The following is a 15,235-nucleotide window of genomic DNA, read 5'->3' as shown; positions in this document are numbered from 1 at the left end:
CTACGAGCCCCGCAGCGGGCTGTCGCCGAGTGGAGCGTTGTCTCAGCTGCGGCTACCCGGCAAGGCCTGCCGTCCCAGGCAGCCGTCGCGCCGGTACGCGACGCGGCCTCGGGGTGCTCGGCCTCGCCCGGATCTTCAGGCAACAGCCCCCTGTCGGCGTACTTGAGAGGTGCTCAACTAGGCACAGAACTAGGCACAGACAAACGTGCTCAGTTGCAGAGCGCCGGTCTGCTGCGACGACGACACGGACGCCGTGAAGCTAGGCAACGGCGGCATCGAGTACACGTGCGGCCGTTGCCGCACCATCCTGGAGTTCGACAATCTGGCCTCGTTTCCGACCTCCGGGAGAAAACCGCCCTCTGAGCTACCTGTGGGCGAGTAGGCCCCGGCCGATGTTCCCAGCAGGGGACCTCACCGTGTCCGTAGAATCCTGCTTCGATGAAGAGACGCGTGCAGTTCACCGAGAAGGTTGTCCGGTTCCGTGACTACATGCCGGCCGCGGACCGGGAAAGTTCCTGCGTCTCGTTGCCAGGATCGCAGCCGAGCCCGAAGGCGCCGACAGTCACCTCGCCTACACGAGCGACGCTGTGACACGCGCGGCCTGGGAAGACCAGGTAATGGTCCACTACGTCGTGACGAGCCTCTTCGTGGTCGTCATCGAGGCTGACATCTACGACGCGTCGCGTGGCTTCAACGAGGTGTAGTCGGGCACAAGAGAGCCCTATCACCGGTCAGGGCCTTCGTCGTGGGCACGGTGGCTTTGTCGGCGGAACCTGGCACCAGTTGTCGCTCGGGGCCGATCTCACTTCGAGCGGAGGAAGCTGGCTCTGGGGCGAGTGCGGGCGCTCCTACGGAACCGACTGCATCCATCAACACGCCTGTGTTCGCTGCCCGGTCCCGATCGTGGCCAGGGACGAGAAGCCCCGCCTGGAAAAGATCTGCGGCAACCTCAGAGCGAGGATCACCGAAGCCGAACGCCTCTGCGGCCACGCGGCCAATCCCCGCCGCGCCAGTCCGGTCAGGTGGCCCTGTCCCACAGCACATGGAGGGTGGTGGGCTTGCGGAAGACCAGGCCGTACGGGGCCGCGGGGCGGTCGGGGTCGAGGCGCAGGGCGGGGAGGCGTTCGAGGAGGTGCTGTAGCGCGATGCGGGTTTCGAGGCGGGCCAGATGTGCGGCGAGGCAGTAGTGCGGGCCGTGTGCGAAGGCCAGTTGGAGACGAGCGTTCTCGCGGCGCACGTCGAAGCGGTCGGGGTCGGGGAAGACGGCCGGGTCGCGGTTGGCTCCCGTCAGGGAGACGGTGACGAGGTCACCGCGGTGGATCGCGGCCGGCCCCAGGACCGTGTCCCGGGTGGCGTAGCGGTCCACGACCGCGGCGCCGGGTTCGAGGCGCAGTGATTCCTCGATCGCGGCGTCCAGCAGATCGACGTCGGCCCGGACCAGTGCGAGTTGGTCAGGGTGTCTCAGCAGGTGCAGCAGCGCGTTGGTGATCATCGCCTCGGTGGTCTCTATGCCGCCGAACATCAGCACCGCCGCATTGGATGCCACCTCGGGCACGGTCAGCCGCCCGGCGGCCGAGACAAGGAGTGACGAAGAATTCCGGTCGGCGACGGTGGCTTCCACCGCACGTCGTAGCTGCGTGTACGCCGCCGCACCCGCGGGTCCTGCCTCGTGGCCGGCGGTGATGTCCGAGACCGACAGAACGATGGAGTCGTACCAGGCGAGCACCGTGTCCCCGGTGGCGCCGACCAGCCCCAGTGCCTCGGTCACGACCGCGACTGCGAGGGGGCCGGCGAAGGCCCGTCGCAGCTCGGCGGCGCCCGCCGACTCCAGTGTGGTGACGAGCCGGTCCGTCTCCCGCTCGATGAACGCGGCGAACCCGTCCCGCACGGCGCGGGGGCGGAAGGGGGCGGTGAAGGGTTCGCGGTGCCGGGTGTGGTGGTCGCCGTCGAGGGACAGCATGCTGGGGCCGACGACTTGTGCCGTGGAGAACCGGGGGTCGTCGACGGTGAAGGTCTCGGCGTCCCGCATCACGCTCAGCGCGAGATCACGGCGGGTCACCAGCCAGCCGTCCAGTGCGGGGATCCAGGAGACCGGCTCCTGCGTACGCAGCAGCGCCAGGCGCGGATGCGGATCTCGCGCGAGCTCGGCGAGCGTGGTCGCGCCACCCAGCGGAAAGGAGTCGACGACGCTCACGGTGTGCCGTGACCCGGCAGTGAGGAACTGATCACGCTGCCGAGACTAACAAAGCGCTCCGAACGTGCGGATCAAGGATCTGCACTGCGGCACGCACGCAGCAACTGCCCCAGGTTGACGAACTCGTTCCCGGTCCGCCCCACCCGCAGGTCCGGCCGAAGGTGGGGCATCCGGCGATCGGACACGGTCGTATGCGGAGTGGGAGTTCCGCGGGTCGTCATAGTGGATGTCATGACTGACGTCGAACTGCGCCACCTGAGGACCATGGCCGCCATCGCCGACGAGGGAACGTTCGGGGGAGCGGCGGGCCGACTCGGTTACACGCAATCGTCGGTGAGTCAGCAGATCGCCGCGCTGGAGAAGGCCGTTGGCGGTGCCGTCTTCGACAGGCCCGGGGGCCCCAGGCGGGTGCGGATCACCCCTCTCGGCGAGATCGTCCTGGCCTACGGCCGCGATCTGCTCACGAAGGCGGGAGCGCTGAGCGACGCCGTCGATCGTTTCAGGGCGGGCAGCGGCCGGATCGACATCGGTACCTTCCAGGGCGCGACCAACACGATCCTGCCGGCGGTCGTTCGTCGGCTGCTGAGCGAGCATCCCGGCTGCGACATCAGGCTGTCCGAGGTGCAACCGGAGAATCCGCAGATCGGAGATCGTGACCTGTTGTTCCACTACGGTCGGCTCGAAGGCGACGTCGAGCATGTCGTGTTGCTCGACGAGCCGTATCTCCTGGTGGCGCATGCCGGCGCGTTCCCCGTCGGGCCCGTACCGGTAGAGCTGCTCGACGGTGCGCCGATGGTCGCCTGGCCCTCCACCCTTCACCAGAGGTGGCTGGAGCGGACGCTGGCCGACGGTGGCGCGCGGCCTCGGATCGCTTTTCGAACCGCCGGTCACGAGTCCATCGTGTCGATGGTGCGGGCGGGCATCGGCTCGGCGGTACTGCCGGCACTCGCCCTCCACGGATCCGAGGCCTGGTCCGATGACCGGCTCAGCATTCACCGGCTGGAGCCATCGCCCGTCAGCACGTGGTACCTGTACTGGCCGGCCGGACGCACTCAGTCACCGCTCGCCGCCCGAGCCATCGACGTCGCACGCGAAGTGGCCGAAGAACTGGTGGACCAGATGTGACATCGATCAGGGCACGTAATCATCGCTCAGAGCGATTGACTTGATAAGAAAATATCGCTTTTCGTGATTCATCAGAGTGTCTAGCGTGCTGTTCATGACCTCTCATCCTTCGAACGGCGAGCAGCTCGTCGAGATCAACGATGTCGAGCTGTGCGTCGAGACCTTCGGCGACCCCGCGAACCCCGCCGTCCTGCTCATCGACGGTGCGACCGCCTCGATGCTGTGGTGGGAGACCGACCTGTGCGAACGCATCGCGCACGGCGGTCGGTTCGTGATCCGCTATGACAACCGGGACACCGGCAGATCCACCAGCTATCCGCCCGGACGGCCCGGCTACGCGTACACCGACCTGGCGAGAGACGCGCTCGGAGTCCTGGACGCCCTGCACGTCGAACGCGCGCATGTCGTATGCCGGTCCATGTCGGGCGGCATCGGGCTCATCCTCGGTGTGGACCATCCCGACCGGGTGGAGTCGCTGACGTTCGTCTCCACATCCACGGGCGCGGACGGCCTCCCGTCGCCGTCGGAGCAGCTCGCCGACGGCATCCCGGCCGAGCCGGACCCCGCCGATTCCGACGCGGTGGTGGACTACGTCGTCGCCTCGGCGAAGGCCTGCTCGGGCGGCTCGCCCTACTTCGACGAGACCGCCACGCGCGCGCTGGTCGAGCGGGACGTGGCCCGAACCCGCCACATCGCGTCCACCCTCGTCAACCACTACGCGATGACCTTCGAGGGGTCGTCCCGCGATTTCGGATCTCTCAAGGCACCGACCCTCGTGGTGCACGGTGACCACGACCCGGTTCTCCCGCTCCCCCACGGTCATGCGCTGCGCGACGCGGTTCCTGGCGCCGAGTTGCTGATCCTGGAAGGGGCCGGGCACGACCTGCCGAGGCCGCTGTGGGACGACTTCGTCCCGGCTCTGCTCCAGCACACGGAAAAGGGACGACGATGACCCGGTTGCGTTCGGCACTCTGGCTGCCGCTCTTCAACGATCTCGCCGACCCGGTGGCGGTCGCGCGGCTGGCCGCCGAGGCCGAGGAGGCGGGGTGGGACGGCCTGTTCGTATGGGACCACCTGCGCTGGCGAGAGCCGGTCTCGCGGGTGGCCGACCCCTGGATCACGCTGGCAGCGATCGCCACCGTGACCGAGCGCCTCCGGTTCGGCCCCATGGTCACCCCCCTCGCCCGCCGCCGGCCGACCAAGGTCGCCAGGGAAACCGCGACTCTGGACCGGCTCGGCAACGGCCGCCTCACACTCGGCGTCGGTCTCGGCAGCGATCGCTTCGCCGGCGAACTGAGCACGACCGGCGAGGAACTCGACGACCGGCTCCGGGGCCAGATGCTCGACGAGTCACTGGAGATCCTCACCGCCGCGTGGTCCGGCCAACCGGTGCGTCACCACGGCCCGCACTACACCGTGGACGGCGTCACTTTCCTTCCACGACCGGTTCAGCGGCCCGGCGTGCCCGTGTGGGCCGCGGGCTTTCCCGGCAAGGCCAAACCGATGCGCCGCGCCTCCCGGTATGACGGGTTCTTCCCGGTCAACCTCGAACACCCGGACCAACTCGCCGACGTCGTCACCACCCTGACCGATCTCCGCCGGCAGGAAACGACCCCGTACGACATCGCCGTCCCTCTCCCGCCCGGCACCGACCCGACGCCCTACATCAAGGCGGGCGCCACCTGGTGGCTGGCCGAATTCGATCCGGAAGCAGTGACACTGGACCAGGTACGAGGCGTACTCCGCGACGGCCCGGCCGAAACCGATGTCGACGAGAGCCGGTGACTGAGCCGACCCGGAGTCTGGGCAGCGAAGTTCGGCCCCCGGGGCTTCCGCTCGCGCATCCCGCCCGGAATCCGGTCCCCCACGAGGATGCGCCACGGCATGGGTCCGCCGAGCCGAGGTGGTGTCCCTCGGCGTGGTGCGGGCGGTCGATCGTCCGTCTTGTCAGCGGTGTTGGGGCGTACCGGGGCACGTTCGCCGGGCCCGGCGGGGATGGACCTCGTGCCGTTCCTCGTCGCCTGCGGGCGTCGGGCGGAAGGCAGGGACCGGGGCGACCTGAAGGCGACCCGAACTGCCGCCCTGAGCGGAAGCCACACGAATTCACAGGACAGGTGTGAACCAGCCCCGCGATCATGGGCCCATGACCACGAGAGCGGACCTTCTCAGTCTGAGCATCGCGTGCCCTCCACCCGACGAGGGGGGCGTGGAGGTCCGCCCGATCGTCAATGGCCGGGATCTTCTGGCCGAAGCGGTCCCCGGTGGCGTGGGAGGCTCCCACTACCTGGGAGTGGGCCCCAGGCATCTGCTGGGCCAGGACGGGCCGTTGCATGCTACGGCGACGCCCCACGAGGTTCGTCTCGCTTGGTCCGGGTGCGGTGTGGAGGAGTGCTGTGGCGCGCTGTACATGACGATCACGCGCAACGGGGATCACGTTGTCTGGTCGGGCTGGCGCGACCTGGCCCATCAGGACTTCGATCTGCCGGAGCTTCGGTTCACCGCAGGTCAGTACGAGGCCGAGGTTCTGCGAGCCGAAGAGGACCGCAGTGGGGAGTGGCCGGCAGGAGCGGTGGCGCGGCTGCTTGAGGCGGGGCTGAGGGGACGCGGGGACTGGCTCGTCCGGTGGGACTGCGAGGTGGAAGGCGTCTGGGCCTCCCGCAAGGAACCCGATCGAATCCACGTCGTCCTGAGGCATCCCCGTAACCGGGCCGATGCGGATCTGCCCTGGCTCCAGTTCGGGATGACCCTCCCGGTCTCCGCGGACGCCCCGTCGGACCAGGCCGAGCGCCTTGAAGCACGGCTGACCGCAGCCGATCCCCGTGCCACCGCCGAGGTCTGGGGAGGTTCGCATGATGCCGAGCGACTGGGCTACCCATGGCCGCCGGTCGACCCACTGTGCATGTGAACGGCGGGGAGAGGCGAGGTCGGGCCTGTCGCTGCCGTTGAGCAATCACTCGCCACCACGATTCCCCATGGCGCCCTGGCGACAGCCGTGTCGATATGTGTCGACTGGCTGGGACGAGAGTGAAGGTACGTGCCTGACGCAACGGCAGGCGCTCGACGGGCCCGACCCACCCGACGACTCTCCGCCCCTCGGCAGAGATCGTCCTCGACGTCCCCGGTGACCGCGACATCCCGGCCGACGACCAGCTTTCGGCAACGGCAGCAGGGTCGAACTCGCCGCGAGCCGGACGCTCCGGGCGGACGGGGAAGCCGGGACCGGCAAACGAGTGCTGACCAGCACTGAGGACCTGCGACTCGGGCCGGCGGCTCGCGGGTGCGCGGGGCAAGGAAAGGACTGAGGCGGACGACACGACAGCCCCGCCGCCGGGACCGACATCGGCTCGTGGACGGTGCCCGCCTCCTCCGCGCGGCGGTCAAGGGGCGTAGTCGTAGAGCCCCCGGCCCGTCTTGCGGCCCAGCATGCCGGCCTCGACCAGGCGCCGTAGGAACGGTGGCGGGGCGTACTGGGGCTCGCGGAACTCCTCGTGAAGGGCCTCCGCGATGGAGGTGACCACGTCGAGCCCGATCAGGTCGGCGAGCCGGAGCGGGCCCATCGGGTGGGAGCAGCCCAGAGTCATGGCCTCGTCCACCGTCTCCGCCGACGCGTGGCCCGCCTCCACCATGCGTACCGCGGCCAGGAGGTACGGAATGAGCAGGGCGTTGACCGTGAAGCCGGCGCGACCGGGGACCGGATGACGCGCTTGCCGAGCAGGTCCGTCACGAACTCCTCCGCCCGTACCGCGGTCTTCTCCCGGGTGAGGAGCGTGGGGACCAGCTCGACCAGCGGCAGGGCGGGCACCGGGTTGAAGAAGTGGACGCCCAGCACCCGGCCGCCGTCGGCGGTGGCCCGGGCCAGTCTGAGGACCGAGAGGGAGGAGGTGTTGGAGGCGAGGATGGTCTCGGGGTCCTGGAGCACCTGGTCCAGCCTGGCGAACAGGTCGCGCTTGGCCTGCTCGTCCTCGCTGATCGACTCGATGACCAGCTGCCGGTCGGCCAGTTCCGCCAGGTCGCTGGTGTACGACACCCGGGCCAGGGCGTTCTCGTGGTCCCGGTCGGTGATCCGGCCCTTGCCCAGCGCGCGGTCGAGCAAGGTGGTGAGACGCGCCCTGCCCCTGGCGAGCGACGCGGGTGAGGACGTCGCGACCATGACGTCGACTCCGGCGAGGGCGCAGACGTGGGCGATGCCCGAGCCCATGGTGCCGCAGCCCACCACTCCGACCTTCTGGATGGCGTTCATCGCCCGGTCCCTCCTCGTCCGGCGACGAGCTGCCCGGGCGCGGGGGTCGCCGGAGCGGCGTCGCGCAGCAGGTTCAGCCGGTCCTCGCCCACGCGGTCCCGCAGGGTCTGGTCGGTCACTCCGAGACCGGGCCGGGGCGCAAGACACAGGACACCGACCTTGCCGGTGTGCCGGTTGGTCTGGACGAGCCGGGCGGCCTGCGCCACCTCGGCGAGCGGGTGGACGGCGGAGAGCACGGGAACGAGGTGGCCGAGGCGGAACAGCCGGTTGCACTCGGCCTGTTCCTGGAGGTTCGCGGCGTGGCTGCCCACGATCCGTTTGAGGTGCATCCACAAGTACCGGTTGTCGAAGCGGTGTTGGTAGCCGGTGCTGGATCCGCAGGTGACCACGGTGCCGCCGCGGCGGACGACGAAGACCGAGACGGCGAAGGTGGCTCTGCCTATGTAGTCGAACACGACGTGCGGGTCCTCGCCGAGTTCGGCGCGGATGATCCTGCCGAGGCGTTTGCCGGCCTCCATGCTCGCGTCCGGGTCGTCGGCGAGATCGCCGTCCAGGCCGATGTCGGCGCGGTTGACGACGACGTCGCAGCCGAGCGCCCGCGCCCGTCGGCTCTTCTCCTCCGTGCTGACGACGCCGACGGCGATGCCGCCGGCGTTCTTCACCAGCTGGACGGCGTAGGCGCCGAGTCCGCCGGTGGCGCCCCAGATCAGCACGATGTCGCCCTGTTTGATCCGGGCGCCCCGGTCGCTGACGAGCATCCGGTAGGAGGTGGCGGCGCACAGCATCGTCGAGGCGGCCTCCTCCCAGGTGAGGTGGGCCGGTTTGGGAAGCAGTTGGCTGGCCCGGACCACCGCGTAGTGGGCCAGTCCGCCGAAGTTCGTCTCGAAACCCCAGATGCGCTGCTCGGCACCGAGCATGCCGTCGGCGTGGGTGGCGGGTTCCTGGTCGTCCACCTGGACGCAGCTGACGACGACGTGTTCGCCCACCTGCCAGCGCCGTACCCCGGCGCCCGTCCGGACGATGACTCCGGCGGCGTCGGATCCGACGACGTGCCGGGGCAGGTCGTGCCTGGCGGCGGATCCTCCCTGGCGGCCCAGTCTGCGCAGGAAGGTGAAGGTCGGTACGGGTTCGAAGGTCGCCGACCAGACGGTGTTGTAGTTGATGGAGCTGGCCATCACGGCGATCAGTACCTCGTCCACGGCCAGTTCGGGCATGGGCACGGGACCGACCCGGAGGGTGCGGCGTACGTCCCGGTCGGCGGCGTCGCCGAACACGTCCACGTCCTCGGCGCGCAGATGGGCGGCGGTGTACTCGGTGGGCAGGGGTTCCTTGGCCAGCCGGTCGGGGGGCGCGCCGGCGAGCACCGCTTCGGTCAAGGGGTCCATGGGGGCTCCTGAGGTGTCGTCACTGGGCGGTCCGCGGGCGGGCGCGGACGGGCCGAGGGGGCGGCAGCACGGAGAGGCCGGCTGCGGGAGGTCGGGGAGAGGGACGGCGGGATGGGGAGAGGGACGCGGCGGCGTCCGGGGGAACGGGCCGGGCGGCGGTCCGCGCCCGCCCGGGGTTCACCTGGACGCGGCCCGGGACGCCACGACGGGTGGCAGCCGTGCCCGTAGTTCACCGACCAGTCGGCTGCCGACCAGGTCGACGCCGATCCGGTCCGCCTCGGCGAGGGCCTCGACGAGTCCGGCGCGGTCGTCGTCCGTCCAGTTCACGGTCGGCGGGCGCAGGAGGTACGTCCCTTCCGGTTCCCCCGTCCGGTCCGGGCGAGCGCTCCGGAAGAGGGTGTGCAGATACCACCGGAGCAGGCAGCGCACTGTGTCCACCTGGTACTCCGGACCCTCCTCGGCGTCGGCGCGTTCACGGGCGTACGCGCGCACCAGGGCGTCGAGGCGGTAGCGGAAGTGGTCGTGCTCGCGCAGCAGGTGGGCGTCGACCAGTACGTCGAGCACGTCCTCGGCGTTCTCCCGGGAGCAGCCGAGCAGCGCCGCGGCGGTCTCGCCGCGGACGTACGGCATGTTGCCCGCGCCGAGTCTGCGGAACGCCGCCGCGAGATCGATGCCGTGCACGGACCGGTCGCGCAGGGCGGCGTATCCCGCGTCGAGTCCTGTGCGGACCGACAGGTCGCCGATGTGCAGCTCGTCGAGCAGACGCCGCTGTTCGAGCAGGCGGTGGGCCAGGGCTCCGAGGCCGCGGCGGGGTCGTGCGCGCAGCCGGGTGCCGACGATGCGCAGGGCCAGCGGCACACCGGCGCACGCTTCGACGAGCCGGTGTGCGGCGGCGCGTTCGGCGTTCACACGGGAACGACCGACGAATCGTTCCAGCAGGTGCAGCGAGGCTTCCTCGTCGAGCGCGTCCACGGTGACGTCGTGGACCCCTTCGAGGTCGGCGAGCCGGTGGCGGCTGGTGACGATCACCCTGCTTCCGCCGCTGCCCGGGATGAGGGGGCGGACCTGGGCGGTGCTCACGGCGTCGTCGAGCACGATGAGCATGCGGCGGTCGGCAACCAGGGACCGGAAGAGCGAGGTGCGGTTGACCATCGTTCTCGGCACCGCGACATCGGGCACCCCGAGGCCGACGAGCAAGCGGGTGAGGACCTCGGCGGGTTGCGCGGGTTTCCCCGTGCTGCCCTCCAGGTCCGCGTAGACCTGTCCGTCGGCGAAGTCACCGCGGACGGCGTGGGCCGCGTGCAGTGCCAGCGCGGTCTTGCCGATGCCGGCGGCACCGTTGATCACGACCGTGGTGGCCGGGCCCGCGGCGGGCGCCCTGCCGCGCAGCAGCCGTCCCAGCGCCGCGGTCTCCCGGTCTCGGGCAGTGAAGTCGGCGACGCCCTGGGGCAGTTGGGCGGGGGTCGGCCAGCCGGGCCAGGCCCGGCCGGGGCCGCCGTGCACCTCGGGGCGCTCCTCGAAGGCGGCCCGGGGCCGCGGCGGCTCGTCCTCGGCGCGCAGGATGCGCCGCTGGACGGCCCGTAGTTCGGAGCCGGGCTCGGTGCCGAGCTGGTCGATGAGCGCGGCGCGGGTCCGCTGGAACAGGTCGAGGGCCTCCGGCTGCTGGCCCGAGCGGAACAGCGCCAGCATGAGACGGCCGATGAGCCCCTCGTGGAGCGGGTGTTCCCGCACCATCTGCCACAGCTCGGGCAGGATCTCGGCATGGCGCTGCAGATCGAGGTCGAGGTCCACGCACCAGATGCGGGTCTGCAGATGGAGCCGCTGCAGATGCGAGACCTCCATGTCCTGAAGGGCGCGCGAGGGTACGTCCATCAGCGGGTCGTGCCGCCACAGGGCGAGCGCCTTGCGGAGTTCCTCGGCGGCTTGCGCGGTGCGGCCCGCCCGGACGAGGGCGTCGGCGGTCTTCCGGTGCACGGTGAACCGCCCGAGGTCGGTCTCGTCCTCCTCCAGTTCGATCAGATAGCCGGGCGCCCGGGTGGTGATCCGCGCCCTCCCGGCCAGGCCCAGGACCTGACGCAACCTCATGACATAGGTGCGGATCGTGGCGACGGCGCTGGGCGGCGGGGTGCCGTCCCAGACAAAGCTCGCGATGTTGTCCACCGGGACCACTCGGTTCGCGTTGAGCACGAGAGCGGCGAGAATCACCCGCTGCCTCGCGGCGGGCACCCTCAGCTCGTGCCCGCCCGACCGGATGACCAGGGGACCTAACAACAAGAACTCCATAACTGCCTCACCCCTACGAAAACATGATGCGATTCCGTCGATCGCGAGCTCCCCCGTGGCACGCTGGGCGCGCACCACCCGACGCGACAGTGGGTGGAACCTTCTCCGCAGCCGTCACCCGTGTCCGGGTGGCCGGGCGGGCAGGACGATCGCGGTGACGGACAGGCCGTCCCGCACCAGCCAGCGGCCGGAGAGTTCCGTGAGCGTGCGTGGACCGGGCACCAGCAGCCGGGCGTCGAAGGCACCCGACGCATGTCCCGGGGCGACGTCCCGGGGACGGAAGTCGACGACGGCCTCGTCGAAGTCCAGTTCCCGGCCCGTGAGCGGGTACCAGACCTTGAAGACGGCTTCCTTGGCACCGAACATCAGCCGGTCCCACCACACTCCGGCACCTCCGCCCCGACCTGCGATCCAGGAGCGTTCCTCGGGCCGGGCCACGACGTCGAGGACCCCCTCCGGCAGGGGCTGGTGGGGCTCGGCGTCGATCCCCAGGGCGAAGGCGTCGGACGCCCGGGCGAGGGCGGCGGCACGGTAGCCGGCACAGTGCGTCATGCTTCCGACCAGCCCGTCCGGCCACCGCGGCGCCCCGCGGTGGCCGGGGACGACGGGGGCCGGTTCCATGCCGAGTCGGGTGAAGGCCCTGCGGGCGCAGGCCCGTACGGTGGTGTACTCGCGGCGGCGTTTGTCGACGGCGTCGCCGAGTGCCGCTTCCTCCTCGGGGAACAGGCGGGTGTCGGGCAGGTCCTCCCGGGCCCAGGCGGAGGCGACCGTGGCGGGCAGCAACTGGTCGATCACGCGGTCACCGCCGGAAGGATCTGGCGCAGGACCCCTCGGGGCATGCCGCGTTGCCGGTGCTCGCGGGGGTAACCGACCGAGACCTCCTCGAAGCGGACTCCGTCGTGCCAGGTGGTACGGGGGATGTGCAGATGGCCGTAGACCACGGCCTTGGCGTCGAAGCGCACATGCCACTTGGCGGTCTGTTCGGTTCCGCACCACTGGGCGAACTCCGGGTGGTACAGGACCCTTGTCGGATCCCGGACCAGGGGAAAGTGGTTGACCAGTACGGTCGGCAGCTCGGGATCGCGCTCGGCGAGCCGGCGCTCGGTCTCCACCAGCCGGGCGTGGCACCACGCCTCGCGGCTCGGGTAGGGGTCGGGGTGCAGGAGCATCTCGTCGGTGCACACCACACCGGCCTCGTATGCCTGGGTGAGCGCCTGCTCCTTGGTCGCGGCGGTGGGGGTGCGGAAGCTGTAGTCGTAGAGGACGAAGAGGGGGGCGACGGTGACGGGGCCGCCCGGTCCGTCCCACACGGGACAGGGGTCCTGCGGGGTGAGGACGCCGAGCCTGCGGCAGATGTCCACGAGGTGACGGTAGCGTTCCTCCCCGCGCAGCTGGACGGGGTCGCCGGGCGGGGTCCAGAGTTCGTGATTCCCCGGTGCCCAGATAACAGTGTCGAATCGTTCTCGCAGCAGGGTCAGCGCCCACGTGAAGTCCTCGGTAATCTCACCGACGTCGCCGGCCACGATGAGCCAGTCGTCGTCGGACTGGGCACGCATGCCGGCCACGATGTGCCGGTTCTCCGGATAGGCCACATGAAGATCACTTGTTGCCATGAGCCTGCCTGATACCCGTCCGGAAGATCTCATGCAGCACTTTCTACCGGCTGCTGCCCGCGCCGAGGCAGCGGATCTGGGGTGGCTGGAAAGATCTCTGGGGGTTGTAGGGGGTGGCTAGGGGTGGCCGCCGCCGATTCGGGCTGCCTAACCTCCGTTACGTTGCCGACAGGCACATGACCTGCCAGGGCGAAGGACGGACGATGGATCGAAGCGCCGAGGAACCGGACCTGTGGCTCCGGTCCTTCGTGGCCTCCCCCCGGGCCCGGACACGGCTCGTGTGTTTCCCGCACGCCGGAGGATCGGCGAGTGCCTACCACGCCATGGCGGGCGCGCTGCCGCCTGTCGCGGAGGTGCTGGCCGTGCAGTACCCGGGCCGTCAGGACCGGCGGGCCGAGAAGTGCGTCGACAACGTTCCGGAGCTGGTCGACCGGCTGGTGCCGGTCCTGACCGCGTCGGCCGACGACCGGCCGCTGGCGCTCTTCGGGCACAGCATGGGCGCCACCCTCGCCTACGAGGTGGCGCGCCGGCTGGAACGGGAGGGCGGGGCGAACAGCCCGGTCACCGTGTTTCTCTCCGGGCGCCGGGCGCCGCGCTTCGAACGCAGTGAGTACATCCACCAGCGCGACGACCGGGGAATTCTGCGGGAGTTGGAGCTGCTGGGCGGATCCGGCGCCGGGGCACTGGCCGATCCGGAGATCCTCCAGATGGTCATGCCCGCCATACGCGGCGACTATCGCGCGGCGGAGACCTACGTGCATGTGCCGGGACCGTCACTGCGCTGCCCGGTGGTGGCGCTGACGGGGGACGCCGACCCGCGTGCGGCCGTGGCGGAGGTCGAGGCGTGGCGCGAGTACACGGAGGGGCCGTTCACCACGCAGGTGTTCAAGGGCGGTCACTTCTTTCTCAATGACGATCCAGACGCGGTGCACAGCACGGTCCGCGATCGACTGAGCTCGCTTCCGGTCTTCGGCGCGGGCGCTCACTAGGCAGACTCGGAGGAAGCTCGATGCCGCCAGCCGCCGTCAGAGAACTGCTTCGCACCGTCGACCGGCTGGCGCGCTGCGTCGGCTCGCTGCGGTCCGCCGGATTCGGCGAGCCTCCCACGCTCAGCGGACTGGCCGACGACGTGGAAAGGCTGCGCCTCCGTGTCCGCGCACTCGTCGGTGAACCGGCCGACGCCGTGCCGGCCCGCCCGCCGGCCGGAGAACGAGCCACCATTGCGGTCTCCGACGTCCCCTACGACGTCAGGCTGTGGCACGGCGCGGACGACGAGGGTGTGGGCGGCCACGGCCCCGAGGTCTCCCCCGCTCCCGGGCACGCCGGGCGCTGACCGCGCGGAACGACGCCGAGGCGGGTCCGTACCCCAGCACGCCCGGCTCGTCGTCCGGCGCTCCCCCGCCGCCCGGCGTGCCGCTCACACCGACTCCCACCGACTCCCACCGGGACGGAGATCCCCCATGGCTGAGCAGATCGGCATGACGCCTCGGCTTCTCGAGTACGTCCGGCAGACCTCGCTGCGCGAGGACGAGATCCTGCTGGAACTGCGCGAAGCGACGGCCGGGCTGCCCGGTGGTGTCGCCCTGCAGGTGCCCGCGGAGGAAGGGCAGTTGCTCGCGCTGCTGGTCCGGCTCACCCGGGCGGCCACGGTCCTGGAGATCGGCACCTTCACCGGCTACAGCACCCTGTGCATGGCCCGCGCCCTGCCGGCCCACGGACGACTGGTGACGTGCGACATCACCGACCGCTGGCCGTCGATCGGCGCGGAGTTCTGGAAGCGGGCCGGGGTGGACGAGCTGATCGACCTCCGGGTGGGCGACGCGGCGGAGACCCTGGAGAAGCTGCTCGCCGACGAGGGACAGGGCGTCTTCGACCTGGTCTTCATCGACGCGGACAAGGCGAACTACCCGCGCTACTACGAACTGTCCCTGCAACTGCTCGCACCCGGCGGCCTCGTCGTCGTGGACAACACGCTCTTCTTCGGCCGGGTCACCGATCCGCAGTTCACGGACGCCGACACCGAGGGCATCCGTGAACTCAACGCCCGCCTGCGCGCGGACGAGCGGGTGGACCTGAGCATGCTCACGATGGCCGACGGCATCACGCTCGCCCGGCGCAAGGACGCCTGACGGCTCCGGGCTCCGGGCTCCGGGCTCCGGGCGAGGACAGGGCCCTTCTGACGGATCTGCGCGGGAGAAGGGTCCAGGCCGGTCCACCATCACGGGGGCCGTGGCACGTCGCCTCCAGGCGTCGGCCCGCCCGGCCACGTGCCGCGCCGGGCGGGCCGACGCCGTCAGGGCCCGGAGAACTGCGGCGCAAGGTCACCGTCCCACGGTCCTGGACGTCGAGACGTACGCCGGTCCCCAGGGTCATCGCATGTTCCGAATCGGTCCGG

The 15,235-nt window shown here is 70.5% G+C and carries 12 protein-coding genes and 1 pseudogene; 7 read left to right on the top strand and 6 right to left on the bottom strand.

Features of this window, described 5'->3' with window-relative positions:
• Positions 1-1,018 precede the first annotated feature (1,018 nt).
• Positions 1,019-2,194, bottom strand: a complete 1,176-nt coding sequence (locus J8M51_RS33425) for a cytochrome P450 (RefSeq protein ID WP_086761516.1) — start codon at positions 2,192-2,194, stop codon at positions 1,019-1,021.
• A 231-nt stretch (positions 2,195-2,425) separates the two neighbouring features.
• Between J8M51_RS33425 and J8M51_RS33420 the strand changes: the two genes are divergently transcribed.
• The 4 genes from J8M51_RS33420 to J8M51_RS33405 all read left to right on the top strand — a co-directional run bounded on the left by J8M51_RS33420 (position 2,426) and on the right by J8M51_RS33405 (position 6,224).
• Positions 2,426-3,319: a LysR family transcriptional regulator gene (locus J8M51_RS33420; protein WP_086761514.1), complete on the top strand. Its 894-nt coding sequence runs from the start codon at positions 2,426-2,428 to the stop codon at positions 3,317-3,319.
• 94 nt (positions 3,320-3,413) lie between these two features.
• Positions 3,414-4,271: an alpha/beta fold hydrolase gene (locus J8M51_RS33415; RefSeq protein ID WP_086761527.1), complete on the top strand. Its 858-nt coding sequence runs from the start codon at positions 3,414-3,416 to the stop codon at positions 4,269-4,271.
• Entirely contained in the window at positions 4,268-5,104 is an 837-nt protein-coding gene (locus tag J8M51_RS33410) for an LLM class flavin-dependent oxidoreductase (protein WP_267299671.1), read from the top strand. Before J8M51_RS33415 ends, J8M51_RS33410 begins: the two co-directional genes overlap by 4 nt.
• A gap of 421 nt (positions 5,105-5,525) precedes the next feature.
• A complete protein-coding gene (locus J8M51_RS33405; RefSeq protein WP_256966367.1) occupies positions 5,526-6,224 on the top strand; it encodes a hypothetical protein in 699 nt (232 codons plus the stop codon).
• Positions 6,225-6,696: 472 nt separating this feature from the next.
• Here the strand turns inward: J8M51_RS33405 and J8M51_RS33400 are convergent.
• The 5 genes and pseudogenes from J8M51_RS33400 to J8M51_RS33380 all read right to left on the bottom strand — a co-directional run bounded on the left by J8M51_RS33400 (position 6,697) and on the right by J8M51_RS33380 (position 12,840).
• Positions 6,697-7,559: pseudogene (locus tag J8M51_RS33400) on the bottom strand (3-hydroxybutyryl-CoA dehydrogenase).
• Positions 7,556-8,944, bottom strand: coding sequence for a crotonyl-CoA carboxylase/reductase (ccrA, locus tag J8M51_RS33395; RefSeq protein WP_267299670.1), 1,389 nt, complete (start codon positions 8,942-8,944; stop codon positions 7,556-7,558). The pseudogene J8M51_RS33400 and the gene ccrA overlap by 4 nt, the downstream one beginning before the upstream one ends.
• A gap of 177 nt (positions 8,945-9,121) precedes the next feature.
• Complete coding sequence (locus tag J8M51_RS33390) at positions 9,122-11,227, bottom strand: AfsR/SARP family transcriptional regulator (protein ID WP_086753845.1); 2,106 nt, start codon at positions 11,225-11,227, stop codon at positions 9,122-9,124.
• Positions 11,228-11,341: 114 nt separating this feature from the next.
• On the bottom strand, positions 11,342-12,022 hold the full coding sequence (locus J8M51_RS33385; RefSeq protein ID WP_086753843.1) for a 4'-phosphopantetheinyl transferase family protein: 681 nt from the start codon (positions 12,020-12,022) through the stop codon (positions 11,342-11,344).
• Complete coding sequence (locus tag J8M51_RS33380; RefSeq protein WP_086753841.1) at positions 12,019-12,840, bottom strand: metallophosphoesterase; 822 nt, start codon at positions 12,838-12,840, stop codon at positions 12,019-12,021. The genes J8M51_RS33385 and J8M51_RS33380 overlap by 4 nt, the downstream gene beginning before the upstream one ends.
• Positions 12,841-13,043: 203 nt before the next feature.
• Here J8M51_RS33380 and J8M51_RS33375 point away from each other — a divergent pair, with 203 nt between their 5' ends.
• The 3 genes from J8M51_RS33375 to J8M51_RS33365 all read left to right on the top strand — a co-directional run bounded on the left by J8M51_RS33375 (position 13,044) and on the right by J8M51_RS33365 (position 14,969).
• On the top strand, positions 13,044-13,829 hold the full coding sequence (locus J8M51_RS33375) for a thioesterase II family protein (protein ID WP_086753839.1): 786 nt from the start codon (positions 13,044-13,046) through the stop codon (positions 13,827-13,829).
• Between the two features lie 20 nt (positions 13,830-13,849).
• Complete coding sequence (locus J8M51_RS33370; RefSeq protein WP_086753837.1) at positions 13,850-14,173, top strand: hypothetical protein; 324 nt, start codon at positions 13,850-13,852, stop codon at positions 14,171-14,173.
• A gap of 127 nt (positions 14,174-14,300) precedes the next feature.
• Positions 14,301-14,969, top strand: a complete 669-nt coding sequence (locus J8M51_RS33365; RefSeq protein ID WP_086753835.1) for an O-methyltransferase — start codon at positions 14,301-14,303, stop codon at positions 14,967-14,969.
• Positions 14,970-15,235: the final 266 nt, after the last annotated feature.

The organism is Streptomyces griseiscabiei, assembly GCF_020010925.1.
GTDB classification, from domain to species: Bacteria; Actinomycetota; Actinomycetes; order Streptomycetales; family Streptomycetaceae; genus Streptomyces; species Streptomyces griseiscabiei.
Note: the sequence above shows the minus strand (reverse complement) of the source record. Positions and strands in the feature narration are given on the sequence as shown.

Coding starts and splice junctions, on each gene's coding strand:
- J8M51_RS33420 (WP_086761514.1), top strand. CDS start 2,426: ATGACTGACGTCGAACTGCGCCACCTGAGGACCATGGCCGCCATCGCC.
- J8M51_RS33415 (WP_086761527.1), top strand. CDS start 3,414: ATGACCTCTCATCCTTCGAACGGCGAGCAGCTCGTCGAGATCAACGAT.
- J8M51_RS33410 (WP_267299671.1), top strand. CDS start 4,268: ATGACCCGGTTGCGTTCGGCACTCTGGCTGCCGCTCTTCAACGATCTC.
- ccrA (WP_267299670.1), bottom strand. CDS start 8,944: ATGGACCCCTTGACCGAAGCGGTGCTCGCCGGCGCGCCCCCCGACCGG.
- J8M51_RS33390 (WP_086753845.1), bottom strand. CDS start 11,227: ATGGAGTTCTTGTTGTTAGGTCCCCTGGTCATCCGGTCGGGCGGGCAC.
- J8M51_RS33380 (WP_086753841.1), bottom strand. CDS start 12,840: ATGGCAACAAGTGATCTTCATGTGGCCTATCCGGAGAACCGGCACATC.
- J8M51_RS33375 (WP_086753839.1), top strand. CDS start 13,044: ATGGATCGAAGCGCCGAGGAACCGGACCTGTGGCTCCGGTCCTTCGTG.
- J8M51_RS33370 (WP_086753837.1), top strand. CDS start 13,850: ATGCCGCCAGCCGCCGTCAGAGAACTGCTTCGCACCGTCGACCGGCTG.
- J8M51_RS33365 (WP_086753835.1), top strand. CDS start 14,301: ATGGCTGAGCAGATCGGCATGACGCCTCGGCTTCTCGAGTACGTCCGG.